The organism is Providencia sp. PROV200, assembly GCF_049901995.1.
Taxonomy (GTDB): Bacteria; Pseudomonadota; Gammaproteobacteria; order Enterobacterales; family Enterobacteriaceae; genus Providencia; species Providencia rettgeri_E.
The window spans coordinates 282,931-307,514 of sequence record NZ_CP096308.1 but is presented as its reverse complement, the minus strand read 5'-3'; the positions used below and the strand labels follow the sequence as shown (position 1 = coordinate 307,514).

At 46.9% G+C, this 24,584-nt stretch carries 29 protein-coding genes; 4 read left to right on the top strand and 25 right to left on the bottom strand.

From position 1 onward, the window contains the following. Window positions 1-157: 157 nt before the first annotated feature. From M1E86_RS21625 to M1E86_RS21615, 3 genes are all read right to left on the bottom strand, one after another. Window positions 158-436 carry a hypothetical protein gene (locus M1E86_RS21625; RefSeq protein WP_162762192.1) on the bottom strand — a complete coding sequence of 93 codons (279 nt, stop codon included), beginning with the start codon at window positions 434-436 and terminating at the stop codon, window positions 158-160. A 23-nt stretch (window positions 437-459) separates the two neighbouring features. Continuing rightward, on the bottom strand, window positions 460-777 hold the full coding sequence (locus M1E86_RS21620) for a hypothetical protein (protein WP_042847040.1): 318 nt from the start codon (window positions 775-777) through the stop codon (window positions 460-462). Window positions 778-896: 119 nt separating this feature from the next. Beyond that, window positions 897-1,463 (bottom strand): hypothetical protein, encoded by a 567-nt coding sequence (locus M1E86_RS21615; RefSeq protein WP_042847041.1) that lies wholly within the window; start codon window positions 1,461-1,463, stop codon window positions 897-899. A gap of 169 nt (window positions 1,464-1,632) precedes the next feature. On the opposite strand from M1E86_RS21615, the gene M1E86_RS21610 reads away from it, so the two are divergent. After that, window positions 1,633-1,944 (top strand): type II toxin-antitoxin system HigB family toxin, encoded by a 312-nt coding sequence (locus M1E86_RS21610; RefSeq protein WP_042847414.1) that lies wholly within the window; start codon window positions 1,633-1,635, stop codon window positions 1,942-1,944. Beyond that, a complete protein-coding gene (locus M1E86_RS21605; protein ID WP_042847042.1) occupies window positions 1,941-2,357 on the top strand; it encodes a helix-turn-helix domain-containing protein in 417 nt (138 codons plus the stop codon). Before M1E86_RS21610 ends, M1E86_RS21605 begins: the two co-directional genes overlap by 4 nt. Before the next feature lie 77 nt (window positions 2,358-2,434). Here M1E86_RS21605 and M1E86_RS21600 read toward each other — a convergent pair whose 3' ends face one another. From M1E86_RS21600 to M1E86_RS21555, 10 genes are all read right to left on the bottom strand, one after another. Continuing rightward, entirely contained in the window at window positions 2,435-2,743 is a 309-nt protein-coding gene (locus tag M1E86_RS21600; RefSeq protein ID WP_166268285.1) for a hypothetical protein, read from the bottom strand. Window positions 2,744-2,767: 24 nt separating this feature from the next. Next, the gene (locus tag M1E86_RS21595; RefSeq protein WP_166268283.1) at window positions 2,768-3,103 is read right to left on the bottom strand and encodes a hypothetical protein; all 336 of its coding nucleotides are present in this window, start codon (window positions 3,101-3,103) and stop codon (window positions 2,768-2,770) included. 130 nt (window positions 3,104-3,233) lie between these two features. Then, window positions 3,234-4,034: a methyltransferase gene (locus M1E86_RS21590; RefSeq protein WP_042847045.1), complete on the bottom strand. Its 801-nt coding sequence runs from the start codon at window positions 4,032-4,034 to the stop codon at window positions 3,234-3,236. A 63-nt stretch (window positions 4,035-4,097) separates the two neighbouring features. Then, the gene (locus tag M1E86_RS21585) at window positions 4,098-4,544 is read right to left on the bottom strand and encodes a hypothetical protein (RefSeq protein ID WP_052219361.1); all 447 of its coding nucleotides are present in this window, start codon (window positions 4,542-4,544) and stop codon (window positions 4,098-4,100) included. A 57-nt stretch (window positions 4,545-4,601) separates the two neighbouring features. Next, a complete protein-coding gene (locus M1E86_RS21580; RefSeq protein WP_042847046.1) occupies window positions 4,602-5,090 on the bottom strand; it encodes a hypothetical protein in 489 nt (162 codons plus the stop codon). Between the two features lie 123 nt (window positions 5,091-5,213). After that, complete coding sequence (locus M1E86_RS21575) at window positions 5,214-5,432, bottom strand: hypothetical protein (protein WP_042847047.1); 219 nt, start codon at window positions 5,430-5,432, stop codon at window positions 5,214-5,216. Window positions 5,433-5,530: 98 nt separating this feature from the next. Next, window positions 5,531-6,100, bottom strand: a complete 570-nt coding sequence (locus M1E86_RS21570) for a GDSL-type esterase/lipase family protein (RefSeq protein WP_072035184.1) — start codon at window positions 6,098-6,100, stop codon at window positions 5,531-5,533. A 139-nt stretch (window positions 6,101-6,239) separates the two neighbouring features. After that, window positions 6,240-6,800 (bottom strand): hypothetical protein, encoded by a 561-nt coding sequence (locus tag M1E86_RS21565; RefSeq protein ID WP_042847048.1) that lies wholly within the window; start codon window positions 6,798-6,800, stop codon window positions 6,240-6,242. A 166-nt stretch (window positions 6,801-6,966) separates the two neighbouring features. Continuing rightward, window positions 6,967-7,362: a hypothetical protein gene (locus tag M1E86_RS21560; protein ID WP_349479451.1), complete on the bottom strand. Its 396-nt coding sequence runs from the start codon at window positions 7,360-7,362 to the stop codon at window positions 6,967-6,969. A 184-nt stretch (window positions 7,363-7,546) separates the two neighbouring features. After that, window positions 7,547-8,047 (bottom strand): hypothetical protein, encoded by a 501-nt coding sequence (locus M1E86_RS21555; RefSeq protein WP_166268279.1) that lies wholly within the window; start codon window positions 8,045-8,047, stop codon window positions 7,547-7,549. An 83-nt stretch (window positions 8,048-8,130) separates the two neighbouring features. Between M1E86_RS21555 and M1E86_RS21550 the strand changes: the two genes are divergently transcribed. Then, complete coding sequence (locus M1E86_RS21550; RefSeq protein WP_042847052.1) at window positions 8,131-8,535, top strand: DUF6896 domain-containing protein; 405 nt, start codon at window positions 8,131-8,133, stop codon at window positions 8,533-8,535. A 36-nt stretch (window positions 8,536-8,571) separates the two neighbouring features. Here the strand turns inward: M1E86_RS21550 and M1E86_RS21545 are convergent, their stop codons facing one another. The 9 genes from M1E86_RS21545 to M1E86_RS21505 all read right to left on the bottom strand — a co-directional run bounded on the left by M1E86_RS21545 (window position 8,572) and on the right by M1E86_RS21505 (window position 19,936). Then, a complete protein-coding gene (locus tag M1E86_RS21545) occupies window positions 8,572-8,868 on the bottom strand; it encodes a hypothetical protein (protein WP_042847053.1) in 297 nt (98 codons plus the stop codon). Window positions 8,869-8,922: 54 nt separating this feature from the next. Continuing rightward, complete coding sequence (locus tag M1E86_RS21540; RefSeq protein ID WP_426099577.1) at window positions 8,923-12,318, bottom strand: hypothetical protein; 3,396 nt, start codon at window positions 12,316-12,318, stop codon at window positions 8,923-8,925. Window positions 12,319-13,445: 1,127 nt separating this feature from the next. Then, a complete protein-coding gene (locus tag M1E86_RS21535) occupies window positions 13,446-14,357 on the bottom strand; it encodes a RepB family plasmid replication initiator protein (RefSeq protein ID WP_042847057.1) in 912 nt (303 codons plus the stop codon). Window positions 14,358-15,232: 875 nt separating this feature from the next. Then, on the bottom strand, window positions 15,233-15,571 hold the full coding sequence (locus tag M1E86_RS21530; RefSeq protein WP_191901268.1) for a hypothetical protein: 339 nt from the start codon (window positions 15,569-15,571) through the stop codon (window positions 15,233-15,235). 3 nt (window positions 15,572-15,574) lie between these two features. Then, window positions 15,575-16,096, bottom strand: a complete 522-nt coding sequence (locus M1E86_RS21525) for a hypothetical protein (RefSeq protein WP_191901267.1) — start codon at window positions 16,094-16,096, stop codon at window positions 15,575-15,577. A 132-nt stretch (window positions 16,097-16,228) separates the two neighbouring features. After that, on the bottom strand, window positions 16,229-16,744 hold the full coding sequence (locus tag M1E86_RS21520) for a hypothetical protein (RefSeq protein ID WP_191901266.1): 516 nt from the start codon (window positions 16,742-16,744) through the stop codon (window positions 16,229-16,231). Window positions 16,745-16,775: 31 nt separating this feature from the next. After that, the gene (locus tag M1E86_RS21515) at window positions 16,776-17,117 is read right to left on the bottom strand and encodes a hypothetical protein (RefSeq protein WP_042847060.1); all 342 of its coding nucleotides are present in this window, start codon (window positions 17,115-17,117) and stop codon (window positions 16,776-16,778) included. After that, window positions 17,086-17,469 carry a hypothetical protein gene (locus M1E86_RS21510; protein ID WP_166268273.1) on the bottom strand — a complete coding sequence of 128 codons (384 nt, stop codon included), beginning with the start codon at window positions 17,467-17,469 and terminating at the stop codon, window positions 17,086-17,088. Before M1E86_RS21510 ends, M1E86_RS21515 begins: the two co-directional genes overlap by 32 nt. A 67-nt stretch (window positions 17,470-17,536) precedes the next feature. After that, window positions 17,537-19,936, bottom strand: coding sequence for a phosphoadenosine phosphosulfate reductase family protein (locus tag M1E86_RS21505; RefSeq protein ID WP_166268271.1), 2,400 nt, complete (start codon window positions 19,934-19,936; stop codon window positions 17,537-17,539). A 150-nt stretch (window positions 19,937-20,086) separates the two neighbouring features. Between M1E86_RS21505 and M1E86_RS21500 the strand changes: the two genes are divergently transcribed. Beyond that, window positions 20,087-21,253: a hypothetical protein gene (locus tag M1E86_RS21500; protein WP_166268269.1), complete on the top strand. Its 1,167-nt coding sequence runs from the start codon at window positions 20,087-20,089 to the stop codon at window positions 21,251-21,253. Window positions 21,254-21,522: 269 nt separating this feature from the next. Here M1E86_RS21500 and dnaB read toward each other — a convergent pair whose 3' ends face one another. The 3 genes from dnaB to M1E86_RS21485 form a co-directional block, all read right to left on the bottom strand. Next, the gene (dnaB, locus tag M1E86_RS21495) at window positions 21,523-22,932 is read right to left on the bottom strand and encodes a replicative DNA helicase (protein ID WP_042847063.1); all 1,410 of its coding nucleotides are present in this window, start codon (window positions 22,930-22,932) and stop codon (window positions 21,523-21,525) included. Between the two features lie 8 nt (window positions 22,933-22,940). Next, entirely contained in the window at window positions 22,941-23,303 is a 363-nt protein-coding gene (locus tag M1E86_RS21490) for a hypothetical protein (protein WP_042847064.1), read from the bottom strand. Between the two features lie 115 nt (window positions 23,304-23,418). Further along, a complete protein-coding gene (locus M1E86_RS21485; protein ID WP_042847065.1) occupies window positions 23,419-24,561 on the bottom strand; it encodes a ParB/RepB/Spo0J family partition protein in 1,143 nt (380 codons plus the stop codon). Window positions 24,562-24,584 lie beyond the last annotated feature (23 nt).

Here is a 24,584-nt window from a genome sequence, read left to right as displayed (position 1 = left end):
AATCCTCTGTAGGCCACGCCACCAGCGGCCTGCGAGCGACAGGGATCTTTTAGGATCTGTTAGGAACTAATTAGGTTAATTATTAGGATCTAGCTTGTTGAAAAGTTGATAAGTGAAAACCAGCGCCCAACACAGGTACTGGTTTTTGTTTGGGTGGCTATTCTGCCCAATGGGCTTTGAGTTGTCTGTTAGCTTCATCTAACGCAGCTGAAGCTGAGGGCATGATGCGGTTATCGAAAACCCAGGGCGCATCTTTCCAGTTGCCTTGCTGCCGAATATAGCCCAGTCTTATCGCTTGCATGAATGTCATCGGCTTTGGGCTAATAGGATTCACCACCAGCCCCTTGGCGCGATTGACACGCACTTTCAGGTAAGCCAGCACACGCTCAGCCTGCGCTTCTTTTTGCCCTGACAAGTCCCAGATACTGCGTCTCAAATGCTTAATGGCTTCTTCACTGGTCACGCGTAATCCCTCGTAGAGTTCAGTACACTGATGCTTGGCAAATCGCACTGAAATTCAGTGTCATCGGCACGGTCTATCCAAGTTATACACGCTCCAGATCGCCATACCGCCAGAACGGGGTCGCTCATGCAGTTTTCAACACTCTCATCCGAGTCATCAAAGTCGTCGAACGTCGCTTCGCTATAGATGACAACATGGAGGAATTGCGGGTTTCTTTCCAATACAGCAAAAGCGTCGATCAGCGCGGATTTGTCAAATTTCAGCGTTACGTTCAAACAGCGAATATTATCTTGGAGTTTAAGTTCAGTCAGCATTGGTTACCCTTTCATGCCCTGAGGCTCTCTCATGGCGATCCTCAGCAGTTTTACGATGTTTTGTGCGAAATGATGCGATGAGTACCACATCGCATCGTAGAAAGCGTTACAGCGCTATTTCATTGCAGGCTCTTTTCGACCCAACGATATTCTTTGGATTGGAAATTATCCTGCAAGCAGATCGTGCATTTTCCGTTGCGGCACTCTGCGTAAACACTCCAGTGGAATGCGGGTGTATCACAGCTGCCGGAAACTGATTTAACAAAGCCACCGAGCTCATGCTTTTTTGCAATGGTAAGTTTGGACGTGGCGATAGCTGAGCGGAGCTCAAACGCATCAAACTCCACGGTAATTGACCCAGCTGGGAGCGTCACTTCGTTACAGACGGAGTACAGTTCGCGAGGTACGGTAAAGCAGGTATTAGCCAGCGCATATTGCTCAGCTGTTAGGTTTCGTGGCGACTCCACTGCACAGAGCAGCGTATCCCATGTAATGCCGATGTTTGCATCATGAGTTCGATCCACCAGCTGAAGCGCCTTGTGTGCCTCATATTCAGAAATGGGTTCCATCTCATTGTCAGACAAAACTTGGTGGATGTCTTCAGTATCCCACAGCTTGGAAAGCACAACATCGTATTGATTTTTTGTGGACAGGTGCGCGATTAACTCTTTGACTGTGCAGTACATAAGAAACCTCTTTTATTGATATTGTTTGTTTTGTTTACCTCTTTATTGAAGCATGACCTCAACCGCTGACGAAGAATAGATAGCAGAATAATTAATTTATTAGTTGCCATATTGGCAACCAATAGTTTAGATGCTACAATGTTGACAAATAGGAAACATGAGAGATGCAATGCACGTAATATCAAGAGAACCTTTTGACCAGGCATCCAAGCGATTTCCAAACAGTGCTCAGGCGCTATCTGACATATATCGAACACTCAAGCGCGACAGTTATCAAACGCCTGATGAGCTTAAAAAGGTTTTCCCCAGCCTTGATCGGATGAAGTATAGAGAGAAATGGTGGGTCATCGACATCAGTGGCAATTCATTAAGAATGATGTTTTTTGCCGACTTTGACCGGGGGAAAATATTCGTGAAACATATAACAACCCACGCTGAATACGATAGGTTGACTGATCACTACCGGAGAACAAAAGCATGATGTTTCAAGATGCAGTAAACGCAGCACAAAACCTGATAAGCATTGTGCCGTTATTGGGAAACAGCCATTCTCGCGAAGACTATGAAAAAGCCGTTCAACTGGTTGAGCACCTTGTCGAAAATGACCCAGACAACCCGCTTATCGACTTGATTTGCGCGAAGATTGATGCGTATGAAAAAACAGCGCCCGAATTTGCTGAATTTAACGAGCGCTTAGCAAAAAGCAATGGCGGTGTAGCAGCATTGAGAACGCTGATGGATCAATACCACCTTAATACGACAGACTTTCAAGATGAGCTCGGTTCGCGCTCATACGTTAGCCGCATCCTCAACGGTGAACGAGGATTAACACTGGAGCACATTAAAAAACTGTCTGCGCGTTTTAATATCCCTGCCTCCATTTTCATAGACTAAACGGTTACAATCGAGTTCCTACACTAACAAAAAACCCGCTTTTTATGCGGGTTTCTTTTTTGATTCAGTGGACAATCTTACCGAATTAGCTGCCGGTTGTGCAGAACAGTACAGGTCGCACCAAGACCCGCATGCAGCACGAAAGCTATCAACACAAATCCCCCTGAAGCTGGGATATGAAACGAGTCTAGGAAAGCCGTTGTCACCGTCAACATCAAACCAAAAAGGCCTATGTATTTAACCGCCAACGAGAGACACACAACCACTGGACTTCGCAGCCCTGGCAATTTGTGTGTTTCGTGATACTGGTACTTTGCATACAATCCACACAGCACCAGCAAGGACAATGTCATCAACGTTAAAGTGCCGATCAGTAGTGCCAGCATGACAACCCCCTTAACCCCAACTTGTCAGCCAATATGGCAAACGCTTTTCCACAGCTTTCGCGCTTCACCACTCACGTCGAATGAGTAGCTCTCACCCAACTCGTTATCATCGAACTTGCACACCAGGCCATACGGCGTAATGAGCATGTGCGCACCCGATACGCTGATCCCAAACAACCGGATGCTGATATGTACGGGAACAGACATCACCCCTTTACCCCTCTGGCGATATCGCTCTAACGCCGAACTGAACATGCCGCGATTAATCAGCACCTCCAGCAAGTGTTCGTTAACCCAACTACCCTGGCCGCCAAAGACGGTTGAATTCGGATTTACGCTGATAATGTTTCGTGGCTTCATCTATCCCCCCAGCGCTCTTTTCAGCGCCTCACTTTGGATGGCGTTCCCCCCCGGTATCGGGAAGTTCCAGTATCACTCAGCAGATATCGCTGACGAAAAAACCGCCCGAAGGCGGCTTTGACATTGGCTGTTAGAGGTCAATTTCCAGTAGAACAGTTTTGACCATCGTGCCGGACTCTTTGAAAGCTTTGTCTTCCAGTTCAGTGAATGAGCCCCCGAGCAGTTTCACACGCTCACGGAAGGCCTTGGTCAAGGCATCTTCACGGAACAGCACGCCCGCAGACAAAATGCCCCGCAGGCGACCACCTTGCGTATACACCCCACCTGAAAGCAGCAGATCCAACGCTCGGTTTGTATGCTTAATGTCGGCCTTATTTTTGAAAGGCGGGTTCATGATGATGACATCGAATTTCTCGTCCATTTCATGGCTGAGAAAATCAGCATTGACCAGTTCAAGGCTTGTGCCCGTAAATTCAGGGTTTACCAGCGACGTAATTTCAGGGTCGCTGTTCAGTTGCTGAACGCGCTTTTCATCCAGCTCAACAGCCACGATATTGAGGTTTTTTGCCGCTTTAGCCACAGCTTTGACAATACGCCCATCACCGCAGGACGGCTCCAGCACTCGATCCCCGTCCTGAATATTGGCACTGGTAACCATCGTATTGATGATTTTTTCCGGCGTTGGAAAAAAGTTGAAGTCGTCTTTTGGCACCACAACCGATCCAGACAGGATAATGTCGTCGATACGCCCTTCCGCACTGCCATCAAAAATATGGGCTTTCTCTTTGCGGTTCCACTTCCCACCAGCGGCTTCAAGCACCTTGTTGGTGTTGGTGTACAGGCGACGATCCAGCTGGCCTTCCAGGAAGAGTTTGTTGCCCTCCACACGCGCTTCAGACAGAACTGCGAGGACGTCATTTGATACTTGCATTTCTTACCCCAATTTATTGATATTGAATTAGCCACCAGCCCCACGCTGACGGCTTAAATTGCTTTACCCGATCACTACGACGGATTGATAGCTTTCAGCAGCCAGTACGTCGTCTTCATCGTTGTCCTGCCAGAACATGGCTGGTAGACGATCAACTTCAAGATGGCTTGGCATCCATCCCAGAGTGCGTGCAACCCAGAAACTTCGGGTATGCCCAGCATTATCGACAACGGATACCCGTTCGCCTTCATAGCCCACCAGCTGAGGACTCAGGTTCCCAGTGCATTGCAAACCGGTGCGCTTCGCGTACTGATGGCCTTTTTCCATCATTGCCATACACTCGGTGTAATGCTCGAAAGAGCCTGCTTTGCTCTTCGGTTCGACAACCCCCATCCACTGAGCCACGGCTTTTGCACGCTTCGCCAGCAGGGCTATCCCGACCTTGAAAACACCACGGTCTTGAGTGAAAACGTATTGCTGTTTTAGCTTGTCGATTTTCAGCTGGTTCATAACGGGTTTCCTCGTTGCGATAATGTTCGGCCTGCGATCAGACCGAACGATTAGGTGTCAGACTACGTACTGTACGTTTAACTCTTGATGAAGCTGCTTTAGGACTGTTTCCCCACTCAATTCCAGCGATTCCATTTTTCCACCGATATAGGCAGCGCCAGTCACTTCAGTGTGGAAAAACGCGCCACGATAAATGATGCTATTCATGACAATGGAGATAACCCCCACGCTGCGAAGCTCATACAACAGCTCTTCTGCCGTCCATTCCATCGCATTGATCCAACCACGCAAATCCTCCAATGCCCCTTCATCTGGCGTAGGAGCCGCAAGCAGTTCATCCAGCTGCTGCACAAACTCATGGTCTGGCTTAAACGCTCTAAGAAAGCTACCAATCGCTTCTTTTCCACTTAGTCGATTAAAACCGAATGAGACACTGCGATTAGATGAATGGAAAAACTCCAACCCTTCTTTGGGCAAGGATCCAATGGGCGCATCTGCACTAAACGTGACGATAAAACTTTGGATAAATTCTTGCTTATCTGACATGTGAATCCTCTTTTCTTATTGGTATCGTTGTTTTGTTTACTTAACCAGTAAAACATGACCTAAGCCGCTGACGAATAATAGAAAAGAGATTATTTTGAGAAACAATATCGAGTAGTGAAAATGTTATTTCCGGAAGGACTCCACAGCTATTTTCCCGTGGTAATGATGAAGCGCGCGAACGCTTTCCTTGTGGTCGTCATCACCCGCCTTGCCCGATTGGCTGTATCGCTTAGTTGTCTGGTATCGCTCAACCAAAGCCATATACTCCGGATCATTTGCCCGGTCATAACGGACAGCAAAGCGACGGCTGACCCCAAACTTGTTTCTACGGTTGGCACCCATGAATCTTCCTTTTAAACCCGAGTTGGTTCGATAGGAAGATCATCCCACAGGTTCAGCGCTGACAAAGAGGTTCAAAATAAAATACATTCCCCCTGTTTTTACTGGTTGAACAGCCTCCCAATTATCAAATCACTACCTTTGCTCGTGTAATGTATCCCGTCATGGGTTCGTACCTGCACATCGTTCACGGTAAGGTTAAACTGACGCCCAATAGCGACCTCGGGGTCGAAAAAAGCGATCTGTGTTTCATCCACCGCCTGACGGATTGCTTGTCTGGTATTTACCAAGGCGGCTTCGGTGGCAGGATTCTTCATTGCAGGTGGCAATATCCAGATAATCGATGCACCGGGGTTGCTCTGCTGGATTTGCTGGATAAACTGTGTTGCCTTCTGCTGGTAGTTCGTGACTTGGTTTGCACCGATGCCGTCATTAGCCCCCAGAGAGATAACCACGGTCTCATAGTCCTGAAAACTCATTGTCTGAACATAATCGTTCCACTTTACCGAACTGCGGTCGGTAAGCCCTGTGCTCTCCTTATAAAGGCCGTCTACTGGGATGTGCTTCTTTGCGCTCGTCGCGAGGGTATAGGTTAAGCTATCACCGATAAACAGTGGCTTAGCCAATGATATTGCAGGCAGGAACAGGGTAAGAAATAAGGCAGTTTTCATAACTATTTCCAGGTCGATACACTGCCGATGATTTTAAAAAAGATACTTTTTTAATCCACGTTAAAGGCCGACGCTTTGCGGACAAAAAAGCCCACACCATCTGGTGCAGGCTTGGAGTCGAACTTTTTAGCACGCCTCATCAGGCCATTGCGGTTTCGGCCAGAGACAAAGCTTGTTCTTGAGTTTTAGCGATCCCCAACCACAAGATCCTTGCTGAAGGAAAGTCGAAGCGCAGGATGTTCAAAGCGCGCTGTTCATCCTCAGCAAACACGGGCTTGTATGCCGCGACACAGCGCTCATACTCAGCACCTTTTCGTAGCTGAGGAATTGCATAAACGATGAAGCAACGGTCTTCTGGCTCACCATATTCCGGTCCTGCTATTGATACAGCGTAATCGAACGCAAATTTTTTCACGTCATAGAAACTACCACTTTCTTCATGTGACATCGTGTATTCAATTTTTGTCCCAGCATTAGCACGTTTTTTCATGTGCTCAGTTTGCTGAGCATTGTTCCAGCGGTGCAATTGCATACGGCTGGCTTCTTTGCCCTTCAGGACAGCCTTGGCGTTTGGCTTGTAGCCTTGCGCGATCAACGCGTCAATCCACTCGCGGACAGTCACTACTGAACCGTTGAAACGGATTGCTGAAGCTAAATGGTTTTCAGCACGTTTTTCGTTTGCATTGACTAATGGGGTCATCGTAACTTCCTCGGTTTATTCATTTTGTTGACCCAATCATTCAAGCATGAGATTGACCGCTGACGAAGTGATTACACGCTGATTTTTATCATAAAAAATGCCCATCGAGGGTGATGGGCATTAAGGGGTATCGTGGGTTTGGGAAGCCCACTTCATTGATCAGACGCTAAGCATGTGTGGCAGCGTCGAACTCGGGTGAAAACACTGGGTTAACGCGAATGACTGTAGCCATTTCGACTTTCAGATTTACCTCCACATATTCCCCGTGCTTTAGAAACTGAACTTTCTGGTCGATACGACGCATTCCAATGCCGTTAGATTGAGCCTGAACCCACCAATCAAAGTCGGGCGGGATTGTCAGAGTTAATCCGTGCCATTGGGTCATAAACACGTTACCCATTGGCTTATACGTTTTCTGAGGCTTGCACCAGAATGGAAACATCAGCTGAACTAATGCACCATTGCGTGGGTCTACAAACTCCAGGAAAACACCAAAAGGTGACTCTCCTAAGACCTTTTTAAAATCCATCCACGCAGCGTGACAGAAGGTATTATCTCTCAATACTTTAACCATTTTCACGTCGTTCATTTCATTCAGCCTTGTTGGTTTCTATGTAATTAGTAAACCATGACCTCAGCCGCTGACGAATAGCGTAAACTATATTATTTTGAATTATTTCTTTTGTGATTGGTTTTGCTTCAGGCAAAAAAATGCCCACCGAAGTGAGCGATTAAAACGGGGCAACTTAACCTTTCCCGTTGATGATCCGAATCAACCTTTCATTCTGCTCCTGTGCCAGTGCTTCCGCCATTTCCTGAACGGCCATCATACGTTTGGTTGGCATGGGCTCGCTGAACAACGACGCAGTAGCAATAGCTTCAAGATACTCAGACTTCAGCTGATTTGCCTCTGCATCAGCGATGGGGAAAGTAGGTAACGGTACGCGTTTCGCGATGGAGGTTGCGACAGATTTCTGCGTTTTCATCGCTGAATTAGTCACAACAAATAACAGGAAATATCCCGCTAAGATACCCAGGCCAATTTTAGCGATCTTTGCTTTGACTCCTTTCGCGGTCAACATGGCTATCGCTGAACAGGTAATGCCCAGGCAAATGAAAAAGAGCGCCCCACCAGAGGTAGAAGCCACTGCGGTGAATAAAGTGATCATATTTCCTCGCTTAAGTGTTGTGGTAGACCAGGATATTGTCCCCCGTAGACAACCGGTAATGAAATTTCTAATCCTCATTTTAAAAATCAAGCCCCCTCTAACTTGACAAGACCGCTAGCGAGGATATTGTTTTGATTAAAATTAATAACAAGGTGGTTAATATGGACAGTCGTCTTCGCGACCTAATCAATGATTATTTAAAACGCGTTTCTGAAGCCATTGAGTTAATGAAGCTCTCAGGGTTCGAATTGCCAATATCTAATAACGCGTGGGCAGGAAACAGCATTCCACAAAGCGGGGAGTTGCATAGTGGCATCAGGTATTTCAAACATGGTTACGGATGCGCCGTGCATTTACGAACGGGCACTATCGATTTTGATTTTGGAGAACACGGGGAATTCAATGGTTTCGATTTTTGGCGCTTATCCGGCTTTGCAAAGGACAATTTAAGCCAATATGGATTTCAAACACCTGATGAATTAAAGCAATGTTTCGACGCTGAAATAACGAAAAGCAATCTGCTTTATTCTGGTTACATTCTTTATTATCTAAATGAACAGCAATAGGCCGGAAACCGGCCTATAAAAACACATATCGCCTACTTATCCGTGAAAGAAAATAGGCATGTTTAATACTCCGTGAAAGAAAATAGGCATGTTTAATACGCCGCTGATAAAGTCCTTTTCAGCTTTCAAATCACGGTAAAACGGTGAGTGAGCCTCTGCCAGTGCCAACAACGCACCACGCTCCGGACCAAATTCATTCACCTGCTGGGTGATCTCCGCAAAAATTTTACGGACGGTTTCCAGGTGACTGGCTGGTAAGCCGTCTTCCTCCAGTAACTGAAGGAATTCCGTGAACATCACATTGCGCGGGATCGGGTTATATTCTTGAGACACATTCACCTCCTAAATGCCCTCAGGGGCGGTTGATAATGCTATTCATACACTGTATTAATTACGCGTTGTCCAGCGTGTCACGCCTTCAGGCAATGGCACTTCCACCTCGGAGAAGTAACCGGTCTGGTATTTTCTCGCTTCTGAGTTACGCGAAAAGATGTAATGCAACGCCAGTTCTTTGTTGGCAAAAGTCATCCTGGTAAAGGTTTTCACTGGTGCAATAATGCCCTCCAGACATTGATTTTCGTTGTACCCAACAGGGCAGATATCGAACCAATGAGCATGGTTGAATGGTGCTTTTGTCTTCGCAATCTTCGCTTTATTCGGATCGTCATAACGCTGAGGCAACGTCACTTCAATCACATCGACAGGGGCATCCTGGTGGAGGTGAGGACTACCAAGCAGTGTATCGATCATAGGCCTGCCGCTTTCATCGCGTAGGCTCTCTGCAAGCCACAGCGTGCTCTTAGAACGATGTGGATGTGACACGTATTCCTGTGCGTAGCGCCAGCGGACATCAAAGCTGTGTATTTCGGATACAGAGTTGCTATTCAGTGAATAGTCCAGCCCGCTGTATTCGAGATCCTTGTTCGTGCTGAACATGTTCACGTCGGGCATTTCCTTAGAGGAAAACATCCACATGTCAGCAGCCTTTGTGCTCAGTTCTTTGATGCGCCCTTCAGGGTGTTTGTAGAACGATGCATACATCTCCGCCAGACCGCTCTTGGCGCTCTCACTTTCCAGCAACTGATAGATGCAGTGTACCGATCGGCTTATAGAGCCCACGTACACAAAGTTCCATTCACTGCCTTCAATGCGGATGCCGATCGGGATCATCAAAGCTGGAACCTGGACTTGCCCACCCGTCTCATGAACGTAGTTCATCTCGTAGTAAGCTTCTTTCCAAAGATGAGACATTTCCGCCAGACGTCTTTGGTTGGCTGGGTTTAAACGATGTAGATCACCGGCTCTGCTTTCCACAAAGCTAAACGCTTCCTGTTTTTCTTCATAACTGCCAAAAGCAGCATTCAGATTCTTCCACGCCTCCGCCTCCGGCCATTCAAAAATTGTTGTTTCCGCCACATTCGAGGCGTTCAGTTTCACCCAGCTGCGTGAGCCTTCTTTGATTCCCGTTTTCGTCAGGTTGAAGTTAATGCGCTGCACCCAGATATGCGGCTCTATCCGATCATCACGCTCACCATCCGTTGGCGCAACGTACAACGATAATTTACCATTCGTGTTCACAATGAGGCGCAAAGGTGCGGCCTTAATTATGCGCGCAAAATCGACTATCTGAGGCAGCATATTCATGCCCCGGCAGGCGATCATGTCCATCACGCCCAGCAGGTTTTCCCACTGCGCTTTGTCGGCCATCGCCTCTGCCAAAGGTGCTCCACGGTTCGCTGCACGCCATGCCATGACTGTTTTGTCGATAACGGTATCTTGGTCGGCTTCATTCCCCACACGCCCTACCACCAGCGCTGCTTTCAGCAGGTCGCGAGACTTCTGCTCTGACTGACGCTCTTCTCGTAGGTACTTAGCCAACGATTTGAACAGCGCAATGTAGTAGGTGTGGTCCGAGCGCACAGCCCGAGAATAGATGTAGTGCTCCAGATGCTCAGCGGTGACCGCGTCCAGGCACAGGTAAGGCAAACGTGCGTCGTCTTCCTTCCACTGTTTGTTGTACTTTTCGATACAGACGTTGACGTTATAGTCACGCGTCACACTTCCTCTCTTGTTGCTATAACTGGTCTTGCTGACTGACGCTTTGACATTCAACAGGCCGTCTTTGATAAAGGCTACAGCTACGTTGCGGTCGTCTTTAAAGTCCACGGTAAAACTAAAGGAACCATAGGAACGATCGTCATTTTCTTTGGCTGCACCTGGCGCAGTCTCTGGGTTCGCCAGTGAATGCCATTGGCACATCACACGAGAGCCGCTACGTAGGTGACTGTTTGCCCATTCGATGAAACCAGCCAAGGATGGATACTTTTTATTTTCTGGGTTACTCAGCATGCCTGTACCGTCAGCATCATGAATGAAGCGGCAATGTTGCTCTTGGAATTTCATCGACACAAAATTCAGACCCAGACTCCGGTCGTAGAAATCACCAAATAGTTGTTCCCGATGGTCAAGCCCACAACACATAATCAGGAAACGTTTGTAGTGCAGTGCCATGCGCTCATGCGCCTTCAGCCGATCAGAATAAGCGACGTTTTGGAATTTAATTTGTTCCCCATCCATCCCCCGGAACAAGCGCTCTTGCTCATCCCGAGACGGGAACAGCATGTTCGCACCCAGGTGAGACTCCACAGGGGACACGATGCGATACAGGTTTTCGCCGTCGCGAACCATCAAGAATACCTTGGCATTCTCGCTGTTATTAATAAGGTTTTCCATACGGTCTTTGTAGTCGATATAGCGGCGAGTCGTTGCCATGACCAGTACGCAGCGCGGCGAAGGGAAAATTTGATCCACCAGCGCATGGGTATTGCACAGCGCTTGATAGAACTTGTCCAGGTCACCAAAGTCGAACCAGTCACTTAAGTCGTGGTAGATGGCCAACTCTTCATCGACCATCAATTTCTGCTGAACAAAGGTCAGAGGCTCATTGCTGGGAGCGGACTGCCCTTTACGGATCACCTTCACGTTGACGTCTTTGCCAATATAGAGATCTAAAGACTTGATACCGTCCATCAGTTTGTCAACCTGAGAACGCGCATCTTCTGTTGCAGCCAGCTGCGCCGCTGCCATTTCGGCAAAATAAGGCACCACAGCCTGAACTGCCGCTGTAATTTCGATATTACGCTCTTGGATCCACTCGGATTGGATTGTCGCTATTTGATGGTTTTGCTCGGCCGCATCACGCATGTTCTTGATATCGGCTTCAGTCACGCCCGCTGCAATAGCATTACCCACCGAGCCTGTAGCCAGGCGAATAGCGTTATTACTGATAGCAGGCATGGTGCTCGCACTTACACCTTTCTTTGCGGCTTTTTGCTCAATACGTTCTGTCACAATAGCTTTCATCGCCTCAGGGTTAGCGAGAGACTTCGACAGAGATTGAGTTAGATCGGTAACACGCTGCTGGCACAATGCGACTTCAGCATCACGGATCTGACGCGCATCATCAGCGAATACAAAAAGCTCAACAAAGTCATTAAACAAGAATCGGTGCTCTTTGACAGTTCGCTTAACACTGTGAGAAACGCCGTCTTTGTCTACTGTGACAAAGGTTGCGTATTGCTCGTAGTGCTTCGGATGTGCGCGGAGGATGACGGTATGAAGCTGATTTTCAACCCAACGTAGGGATTCGATGAGAAGTACCTCATCCATCAGGATAGCTTCTTCTGGGATATCCTGCATTGCGCGCCAATATTGCCCGCTTTGAAGTGAGTTGAAACGCTGGATACGTTCGACGTGTTCTTCACGAACTACAATGCCTGTCATGGCTCTGCCCTCAATTGTGATTCATTTTCTATTACTATCTTTACACGTAGTGAACAGCTGACGAATAGGTCACAGGCGCACAGAAAGACATATTTGAATAGGGATAGAGGGATCTGACCAGCGCATGTTTGCAGGGCGAAACCACCTTCATTCACCTGCATGTTTGCAGGAGGAAACTCCGCCCCATCGTTACGCGTCTGCGGAAAACAGCATACTTGCAAGGGGTAAAATCAGCTCCTACGCTGCATGTTTGCAGGGGAATAGCATATTTGCAGGGGATAAACTCAGCCCCTCCGCTGCATGTTTGCAGGGGAATAGCATATTTGCAGGGGGTAAACTCAGCCCCCTCCGCTGCATGTTTGCAGGGGAATAGCATATTTGTAGGGGAATAACACTGCCGTTCCGCTGCATCTTTGCACGGGAATAGCATATTTGCAGGGGAATAACACTGCCGTTCCGCTGCATATTTGCAGGGGAATAGCATATTTGCAGGGGAAATTCCCTGCCGTTCCGCTGCATGTTTGCAGGGGAATGCATATTTGCAGGGGGAAACTCCAGCCCCTCCCCTACATGTTTGCAGGGGAAAAGCATATTTGCAGGGGAAATTCACTGCCGTTCCGCTGCATGTTTGCAGGGGAATGCATATTTGCAGGGGGGAAACTCCAGCCCCTCCCCTACATATTTGCAGGGGAAAAGCATATTTGCAGGGGGGAAACTCCAGCCCCTCCCCTACATGTTTGCAGGGGAAATTCACTGCCGTTCCGCTGCATGTTTGCAGGGGAATGCATATTTGCAAGGGGATAAACTCAGCCTACTACTGCATGTTTGCAGGGAAAAGCATATTTGCAGGGGGGATATAACTGCCGTTCCGCTGCATGTTTGCAGGGGAACAGCATATTTGCAAGGGGATATAACTGCCCCTCCGCTGCATGTTTGCAGGGGAACAGCATATTTGCAAGGGGATATAACTGCCCCTTCGCTGCATGTTTGCAAGGGAATAGCATCTTTGCAAGGGGATATAACTGCCCTTCCACGACATGTTTGCAAGGGAACAGCATGTTTGCAGGAGGAAATCACGGTTCCTCAATAACATGTTTGCAGGGGGACGCATACGCCCTGGAATATACTTAATCCAGGTCGGTATTTTTCAACAAATCTGGGTCACGCGAATTGATTGAGAAAAAAACTTGTCGCTTTCCTTTCGACACCCTATAGCCTTCAGTGTACTTGAGGTATTTGACGTCTTCTAATAACTTCATTGCCCTTCTAACCATTTCAAGTTGCTTATAAGGGTCTGAGCGCATATTTAAACGCTTCATCAACCTTTCAAATGAGACTATCTGCACCCTATTCTCACTGTTTGGCAACCCTTCAAGAAAAGCATAGATAGCCTTTGCCACTTCATTTCTTTTGATCGCAGGGAATACCTTCAGCTTCAGAACGCGCTTGTAGTCCATTTTGTACAAGTCACTTAATTTTGGATTGAATTCCAAAATAACTTCGTTTGCAGCTGTATCCACCCTGGAGAAATTCAACAAGTGAGTTGTAGCACTAATCAAATCATCGCCAGTATCTTTGTACACAGATATTGAAGTGGATGTAATTTTTCGAAGTGATTTAGCGACCCTTTCTTTCAGGATTTTGTTAATTTGCCTTGTGTTGTAATCACACATCTTTGCAAAATCACTGAAGGGAAGCACAACTTTATTGTCTACCATTGGATATTCACTGAGTGACTGAATTATTGAAAGCCAGATACGAAAGTCTGTATCCATATCTAATTTAGGCCCAGATATGGTGACTCTGTCATAACCTTCGCTATTAACAATCTCAAGGTTTCTCAGCTCTTCCGAAGCATCCATCACCCTGCTACCAACATTTTTCTTTTCCCTGCTACTAACGGGACTAAAAACACTAAGCCTAAGCAGTGAGATAGGTTGAATCGATCGCGTATCTGTTGATGATATGTAATCAATTTCGCCCGTCGTCTTGTTTTTTACTTCCACAGACAGGCCTAAATCATTAATATCCTTAGCCATAGTTATTCCTAAAATATTATTATTTGTTAACAGGCATTTTGAGCCTTTGCATATTTGCAGGGGGATGTATAACATGTTTGCAGGAGGAAATCAGCATATTTGCAAGGGAAAAATGCATGTTTGTAAGCTGATCTTGCATGTTTGCAAGGGGAAATAACATGTTTGCAAGGGAATTTAACTCTGCAACTGGTTGAAAATAAAATAAAATATCAACCTTAGATCACTTAGTTGTTTTTAGTTATTTAAGATCACAATAGATCCAATTATTAGATCACTCCTGTTAATAACGGGGATAACTTCCTTACCACCCTTCAATTTACTTTAAAAACTCTAAATGTATTTCCATTGGGAAAAATAATTTCAAATCCTACTTTTTCACTCCGCATCTCTATTAAAAACCGATGCCTTTCCGTCCCTAGAAATCAGTGGATTATTCAGTAATAACTCCTTTCCTTCATTCTTGCATAAATCAAAAACCACCTTTAATTGATTGATTTTAAAGATTAACTATAAGGATTTGGTTTCCTTTATTTGTCCACAGCCGGAAGTAACATATACATGTTTGCAGGGGAATGATTTGCATGTTTGCAAGGGAAAATATGCATGTTTGCAGGATGATCTTACATACTTGCAAGGAGAACTTACATATTTGCAGGAGGAAACAGCATGTTTGCGGGGGAAAAATGTTCTATAATACTTTGATAGTATTAATCAATCTCGCCCTTAGATCCCTTAGGTCTTTTTAGATCAGTTATTAGATCAAAAGATCCAATTATTAGATCATCCCTGTGAATAATGGGTATAACTATTTGAAAAGCGGACATCTGGAATGCAATCCGCTTAAAGTTTAAGTAGCCACACGGGATCGAATTTATTTAAAAAGCAATATTTTTTGCCAGACCAAAAACAAAATCATTAGTGAATGTAAAATCACGCCACACCAGGCAACCATCCGCATCACGAATTTCTACCTGAGTTGATGTCTTACTATAACGAATGATCTCAATAGTCTTTCCAGACAAACCACCAGCTCTGATCAATGCTTCTGTAACCTTCAGACCTTCTTGTTGACGAAGGTCATATGCATTGTCATCCGATTCAGTGGAACCCTGTTCAGCACGGGCAATTTGAGCCTCAGCAGAGCGAAACAGGTCAGCCAATTCTTTCCCTTTATTTCGCTCTACACCTGCAAAAACTTCTTCTAAATACGTCATATTTTACCCTTGTGACCAATTTGAAATGATCGTGCTTGTGAAACCAACGATCTCTTTTGAGATCACTTCTTCGGCTTGGAATACTTCGATGCAAATTTCTTTAGAGCCAGAAGCGAGTTCTACCCGACACAATGGAAACGTACCCATAATGTCCCGCTTAAGCTTCGCCAAAAGCTCGCTAAGTGATTTTCCAGGGATCTTTGGAGCTAAGTGAGCAGGAACTGAAACTTGCAGGCAAATCGCCTCAGGGGCGTTACAAGCGCTATCACACATCAAACTCATCGTGCCATAACCGACCAGTGAACGATGATAGAACACCGCTTCACGGGTAGCAGACTCGTGATTGGAGATCAGCGCATAACCATTTTTTTCCAATTCTAGATAGTCGCTATTAGCAATACGCTGAGAGTAGTCCTCACCCCAGGATGCATTATTACGGCCTTCAAAACGGGCATGGTGATAGTGAGACTTTAAAAAAGCATAATGCTCTTCACGGGAAGGCATGGGAATGTGTGAGTAATTCATCAGTGTTTATTCCTTTGCGTATCAGACTTTCAGTATCAAGCCTCCCATGCAGCTGACAAAGGGGTAAACACAACGGAAATCGAAAAACAAATTTAGTTTGTGGAAATGGGTGGGTAATCCCACCCACTGAAATTACTGGCCGACGTTGGTTAACACTTCACGAATGCGATCAATGGTGGTTTGGGCTTTATCATCCCCCACTCCCGCCCCCCTCTTGTGAATTTCGGCCGCAATATGACACACTTGGTCAATGACCATTTCAGGAACTGCCTTCACCACACTTTCCGGACGTGCTAATACGAGATTCATTTCGCAAACAGTGACACCAGCACGACGTGCCATAGCTTCACGTTCACCTGCCGCTACACGCAGATCGTCAATCGATTGCAGCATCGCTTCATTATCTGGCTTACACCCCAGTTCATCGGCAATCTCTTTAATGCATTGCGGAAGCACATCGTCTGAGAAGTGCTGAAGCCGGAACTGGATCAGCGCCAGCTGTTCATCCGGTGTTAAGCTCACGCCTGCCCCCCAGAATGAAAGGCGATTTTTCATGTCCACGAGTCGGGCATGGTTGGTCAGAATATTGGCGTTGCGGGTACCATCAACATCAGGCCCAGCATTCGTTTTTTCAGGTGTCGGATTCATGAAAACCTCATTTTCGGAATGGGTGAATTTCTCAACTACAGTTGCACTTCAACATGAGTTGCTGAAATGTCATGTCGGACATTTTCACTACTTTCTCAGGCACTTCAGCACCGAGACTCTTCAAGTGTGCTCTCAGTTCGTCCCGCTCCTTCATCGTTTCAATCAAGAGCCGAGACACCTGTGCTGACCACTCTGGCCGCATGTGGACTGGCGACTCCGGATAATTGTTCCAGTGCGCCATCATGGTTAAAGCCACGCGCAATGTGTCGCGTTCGAAAACCGAGAGTGACTTAACGCAGATCCCCGGAGGGAATTTTTCCGCCTTAATTAATTTAAGATAGTTAATTTGAGGCCGATTGTTTGCCAGGCTCATGATGCCTCCGTAAAAAAGCAGGTTTTGTGATAATAACGTCCACATCCATGCAACGATTGTCCTGACACATTTGCGCCTGACTTTTGTCGTAGAGCATCAACGCGACACGCTCGCCGGGCAGAGGCAGATCTTTTTCTGCCGGGATCTCACCCACTACATCAATACGGACGGTACTTTTGTTACTGTACAGGCTTAACCCGTCACGTTTTTCAATATCGACTCGGTATTCAGCGATGACAGAATCGGTTTTCTCCTGGCTGGGCATCAATTCGAACCCAGCGATCAGAGCGCCCCCTAACACCATAATCAACGCACCATCTAACAACACATCGGTCATATTCGTTTTCATCATTCATATCCTGTATGAATAGTAAACTTCAATACTGACTCAACTTGTACTGCCGACGAAATTAAGCGTTTCACGCTGCCTCCTGAACGAAGCGCTCCATTGTTCTCACCACGAGACGGAAGTGTTTGCTTAGCGCAACAGGGTCCCGCCCAGCCATTTTGGTGATGGGATCGGAGTCATGCTTCAGCATCAAGCCATCATCCAGTCGCCACAGCATCCGCAGATACTCCAGTTTCAGTTGATTGACGATCACTTCTCTCAGATGCTGAGAGAGCCCCTGGCAGCTTGTAATTGCATTACGACGAGTATGTTGATGGTAACGACGAAAAGCGCGCTCAGTGGACGTGCCGGACTTACTCAGCTTCAACGAGCACCAAGCACTGGTATGTCCGATCACGAAAACCGAAAGTGTGTTTTTGGCCCTATTTTTCTCTTGCTGCATGGATAGTTCATCCTCGCGCGTCAAAGATGCACGGATCCATTGACCGGTTGAGGTCTGATTCGCCAAGTGCCACTGCATGGTGAATGCCAGATTAGCCCACCAGCGTAGACGGATGATACTGGCGTTCACTTTGTTGGCGATCAGAAACTGATAGCGTTCCGTCGTTAGTACACGCAGGTCTTTACGAGACGCAATCCCATCCATTGTCTGATGGCCGTTTAAGCCCAGGCTGCGATAAGTTTGGCCGCGCTGCATCATGCGGTTGTACAGTGCTGACTTTCCTTTGCACAGGGAAACTGCACCGAAGCGCAGATAAAATTGAGCAGCACTGCCGGAGGTGTATTGCCCAGCCAATACCGCTTCACGCAGTCGAGGATATTCCTCCCAAATGATGAACTCAGCAGCATCCGCGTCGATGGTCACTTCACTGTCCTCGCTGAAGCTAACCACGCGACGTTTTCCGTTCGGCGTATTGATAATGCGGCTGGCACGCTCATCGTCGGCACCGTTAAAATAGGCCATTTCAGCGATGGGATCAGCCAGGCCATCCATACCGGAATCATTACCAAACTGCCCGACCTTGACCCACAATGCTTTGGGCATAGGGGTCTTTGGGGTGACAGGCATTTCAGGCTCATCTTCCAGTAAGTCGAGCTCACCTTTTGCCCAGACGCGGCGATAGATTTCCAGAGCATGAAACGGTTTTTCGTTAAAATGGTGGAATGACCACATGAAGTCTATATGGATTAACGCAACCTCACTGACAATGCGAAATTGAGGTGACGCCATGCGGCGGTTGTGGGCGGTGTTTTCCAGTTCGCCCGATCGAAGTTTATCGGCTACATCCTCAGCACGCAGCTGCTCAACGTAGTCCATACTGCAACAAACATGCAGCAGGCGCTCCAGGAAGCGCGGTGAATAGACATCAGGCTGAACCTTGATGAAGCCTCCAGCATACAAGGTGCGACCCACAGGATGCCTATCTTCCCACGCATTGCGACGCTTGGACAAAAATCTCTGAATACGGTTGAGCCCAGCCATGTAACCGTGGCGATCGTCATCAGAACGCAGAAGGTTTTCCATTGATTTATCGAGACCGACCGCCTGGCAAGCCCAACATCCAAACCGGCTCCCACAGGCTTCACTGGATTTTTTCTCAGAACCCGACCAAACACATTCCCCTGTTGCGGCCTTGTAGAGCTCAGCGGTGTCGTTGTTGCTGTCCAGGTAGCTCGGCAGCAGATACTTAGAAGCGCTTCCGGCGCTTAGCAGAAACTCCCACACGTCGCCCTGTAACCAATGCCTGATGGGGTACAATTCGCCGCCTTCTTTTGTGATCTTAACCTGACTCGCATTCCCGCCTTTTAAGGCGATGTTTTTGGCTCGGATAACGCCCTCTGCATCGCGGCTTCCCAGCAGCAAACAGACGCGTTTACCCACGGATTTTGGCAGGCTTTTCACGTATGCCGTTTTGGCGCGTTTGGCCGCAAAAATCTTCAAGTCGTTGGAGCACTGACGCACTGAGCTGTTGGTGAACGTGGGCAAGCCACGCCCCGTCAGTATCCGCCCCGTCCAGCTGGAGGTGAGCCCCGGTTTTGCGAGAACAATAGACAGCGGCAGGTTTTCTTGATCGATGAACTTTTCAAGCGCAGCCAGTTTCTGATCGGCGAGCCAGCGTATCTCAGGGGTTTCAATGCCAGTATCGGTATGCAAAAGGTAATGGTGTTGGCTAATAGGAATTCCCGCGCGAACAGCGCGCACCAACGCCATGAGGAATAAGTGCAGGACAATTTCGGAGTCTTTACCGCTACTCCAGGCGAGGGAGATCGTCCAATTATCAGCAAGGGCTTGGTAGATAGAAGCTGTGCCATTATGGATGAGATCAGCCATGCTGACTCCACGACTGGCATCACGATAGTTCAGGTCGGCATCTTCCTTCAGTGTTTGCCATACGGCCTGCCACTTATCCGCTTTTAAGACTGATATGGAAGGTAGTTCCGGATTTTTAAAGTTGAAGGAATGCTGCATAAATCACCTGTTATTTGTTTTGTTTACAGGATATTTTCTCATGAGGCAGACAGCTGACGAAGTAATGAGCGCTAAAAACAATTCTTTAGCTAGATAATTAAATTTATAATATTCTGTGATAAATTAGACTAAAACCTAAAAGGTTATCTCATGTGGCAAATTGAACTGGAAAGTATAATTAAGAAATTGGATTCAGATTACGAAATTGCGAAGGAGGAAACATTATGCTGTTCAGGGGCAGCTTATTGTGCTTTTGAAGCAAATACAGAAACCTTCAAATATGCAATTGGTTTTATAGAAAGATTTTTTTCGAATAGCAAATTCTTCACCTACATCCTAACATCCTATGAAAATCAAGAAATAATTAATCAGTATATTTCTAATGATGAAAGTAAAGACATTTCATTCGTAATTAAAGGGGCTGACATTTATAATAATTGTAACTGCCTACGCAGCCACCGAAATATTATTAGCCTTAGCTTTATCAATGAGCATAAAGAAAAAACAAAATGGAAATGCCATCATGGCGGCTCTTATGCATCTTGGTTGAGTGGTGCGCACGAAAGAATTGATGTAGCAACATATAACTTGCAACAAATAAAGTTAATTAAAAACAAACTTGAGTTATTTGATTTTATAGAAAAACGATATTACTATCCGAATGAAACATCAAGTGTTAATGATAATAAAATAACACAACATAAAGACAATTATAAGTATTACCATATTTTAGATAGTATTATAAAACAATTCAATAGGGATAAACCGAACGATCTAACAGAAAGAAATGTCGATATCGAATCAATTTCTCAGGAATACAATGCCAATGGAGTGAAGCTAAAACTGGTTGACGCACAGTTTGCCCGGTATAGCTTGTTATCTATTAATGAGTTTACTAACATAGAAAACGACGGTCCGTTTGGTGCTGTGTTTGACAGTCGAATAAATAAGAAATTGCAAATTAATACTTCTCCAAAGTTATTAAATATATTTAAAGAGTTGATCTCCTGTAACTATTTAAAAAATCTAGCATTAAAGCCAATGGGTATCATTGACGTAGGTTTCGGATTGGAATCTATAGAACGAGGCGCCCCTCTTGGTGCATCAATAAAAATGCTACCTTCATTATCTTGTTTTTATGGTGTGATATATAATGATAAATTAATAGTTTCACACAACAAAGAAAAGCAAGAAATAACATTTGAAGAATTAAGGGATGATTACAATCTATTGGATGACGGCTGCGTTGTTACTCAAGTTATTCACATTAAATATTTTATAGTCAAGAATGTGGAGAATACTTCATTGAGCATCTAGATCATGAGTATATTTTATATGATTCATCTGAATATACATTAAAAGAGGAAAAACCTGAACAAAAAGGCAGTGTAGATAAAATAAAAACATTTAAAATTGACAACTCGAAAATTCCTTTTTTCTATAAGCATAAAGGTAATTACTTGCTACTCATAATTCTTGAGCTATATTTTATGAATAAAGAATTATTGCGAGAGTATTTTGAAGAAGTAAATAAGAACAAATAGATAAGTTTAAAAAAAGCCAGAATACCCTGGCTTTGGTAACATTCAATATTCTTCAAACTGTGGTCCGGTGTAGTTGTCAAATCGCGACCACTGGCCGTTGAAGGCCAAACGAACCGAGCCGATAGGCCCGTTACGCTGCTTACCCAGGATAATTTCGGCTACCCCTTTGTGCTCGCTATTCTCGTTGTAGACCTCGTCACGGTAGATGAACATGATGAGGTCCGCATCTTGCTCTATCGAACCCGACTCGCGCAGATCCGAGTTTACGGGTCGTTTATCTGCTCGTTGCTCCAGTGAGCGGTTAAGCTGCGATAAGGCCACCACGGGTACCTGTAGTTCCTTCGCAAGCGCCTTCAAAGAGCGGGATATTTCTGCTATTTCCTGTGTTCGGTTGTCTTTCAACGCCGGAACCCGCATCAACTGAAGGTAGTCCACCATGATCAGGCTCAAACCACCGTTTTCACGAAACACTCGCCGTGCCCGCGATCGCAATTCAGTCGGAGTTAGGCCGCTGCTGTCGTCGATATAGACGTTTCGTTTTTCCAGCAAAATGCCCATCGTGCTTGAAATACGAGCCCAATCTTCGTCATCCAGTTGGCCCGTCCTGATTTTGGTCTGGTCAACGCGGGACATGGAAGCCAGCATACGCATCATGATTTGTTCACCTGGCATCTCCAGGCTGAAAATCATCACAGGCTTGTCCTGTGTCATCGCTGCGTTCTCACAGATGTTCATCGCAAAGGTGGTTTTACCCATTGAAGGGCGCGCTGCGACGATGATCAGGTCGGACTTTTGGAGTCCGGCTGTCTTTTTGTTCAGATCGGTGTAACCCGTATCGACGCCTGTCACCCCGTCATGCGGTGTTTGGTACAGCTGCTCGATGCGCGTTACAGTTTTCTCCAGAATGGCATCAATGCCCATCGGCCCGCTGTCTTTATTAGTTCGAGCCTCTGCAATCTGGAACACACGGCTTTCGGCCAGGTCCAGTAATTCAGCACTATTCCGACCCTGGGGATCGTAACCCGCATCCGCAATATCATTGGCCGCAGTGATCATTTCCCTCACTACGGCACGCTCACGCACGATGTCGGCGTAGGCTGTGATGTTAGCGGCGCTTGGGGTATTTTTCGACAGTTCGGCCAGATAGGCAAAGCCACCGACCAAGTCAAGCTGGTTGTGTTGCTCCAGTGCTTCAGCAAGTGTGATCAGGTCAATCGGTCGGCTTGATTCCACCAGCCGTTGCATCATGGTAAAAATACTTTTGTGGGCACGGGTAAAGAAATCCCCTTCCACAACACGTTCGCTCACCAAATCCCAGCGTTCATTGTCCAGCATCAGACCGCCAAGAACGGATTGCTCCGCTTCAAGTGAATGGGGAGGCATTCGAAGACCAGCCAGACGCATATCTTGTTCAGTGGCGATCGTGGACGAACGTTGATTTTTCTCTTTCATCACCGGCCTCACAGCGTGTTTCGTTGCGCGATTTGGCGTTCACATTCAGCCGCCAAGGACGGGTAATGCTGTGCAATTGCAGAATACAGTTGCTGGCTCATGCAAGAGGCTTCACGTTCCTGCCCAGAGCTACGATACGCATTTTCTTTATCGTGATCGTAGTTGCTGAGCAGCTGTCGAACGTAATTCACTTTTATGCGAGCCAGAAACGCGTCGGTGTTTTTGCCTTTTCGGCGAATGGAATGGCCTTTCCCCAGCGCGCGCGGCTTACAGCCTCGGCTTTCATAGTGGGAGATAGCTAACGTTTCCAAGGAAGCGTCATCAATGACGCGGATGGTGATTTTAGGCAGGATAGGCAGTGCGTGATCCATAAAACCTCCGAGCTGCCGTGACGTTATTTTTTTATTGAACGGCACGGGCGGTGTAGTGAAGTGAGATAAAAAAGGCCGGAGAACCGGCCTAATCTTGCGAAGACAGCGCGTTGGTTTATGCCTCAGCGTCGCCCTCGCCTTCACCGTCATGAGCCTCAGTGGCTTCTTCATTGCCTTCGTTTTCAGCCTCAGCAGCTTCTTTCGCCGCCTGTTCGGCTTCCTCTTCCAGCTTGGCCGCTTCTACATCGCTCAGCGCTGCCATCAGCTGGCGGGCAACTTCAGGGGACAGACGCAGCACCACTTCTTCCGGCACGGTCTCAGCGATTTCAATCTGGTTTTCGTGCTCAGCCGTTGGTGCGGGAGGGATCTGCGAGCGCAGCTGATCCAACGTCGGCAACAGGCTTTCGAAGGTTTTGCGCACGACTTTTGGTTTCACCTTGGCTTTCTTCGGCGAAGACACATAGCGCGCGGTGACGCGGTTTTTACCTGCTTGCTCGGCTTTAGCCAGAGAAGCCATCAGGATGTCGAAAGCGTCACGGTCGGTGCCTTGGCAATCAGTGATCACGTCAATCGCAACATCACCGGACACTTTATCGTCTCGTACCAATTTTTTAATGCGCTCTTCGGCTTTAGCCAGGATCAGGCTGCGACGAACGGTTACGCCGGACAGACCCAGACGACGAGCGATAGAGTCGATTTCGTGGCCCCAATCAACCAGACGGCGGAAACCTTCAGCGCGCTCAATCATCTTCAGGTGCTTGGTGTTGGCGCTTTCGATCATGTTGAAGACTTCTTCGTCCTTACCGCCTTCGAACTCTTCAATGATCAGCTTTTCAAATACTGCACCTTCAGCGATAGCGGCCATCAGGCCGGTGAAGCGGTGGTGACCGTCGATGATTTTCAGGCGAGTCACACCGTTCACAACAACCACTTTAACGCGGATAGCCGGGACGCTGCTCGGGTGGTTCAGGTAGGCGTTCTTGAACATCTCTGCGCGCTCTACATCAACCTCACGCAGGTTCAGGCCTTCTTCAACGTACAACCATGAGACGCTGACCGCGTACACGTTGTTTCGACCAACGTTCAGCTCTTCAAACAGCGCGCTGTTTGCAGCTGTTTTGCGCTCTTTGGATACGAAGTCGCTCAGACCACGCAGCGTGGATGGGGCCTTGTCCATCTGACGCATGATAGCGCCCAGATTGCCCATCAGCTCGTTGTCACGGGAAGCTTGGAAGATTTGTTGTACGTTGATAGTCATGATAGTTACTCCGCAAATTGTTA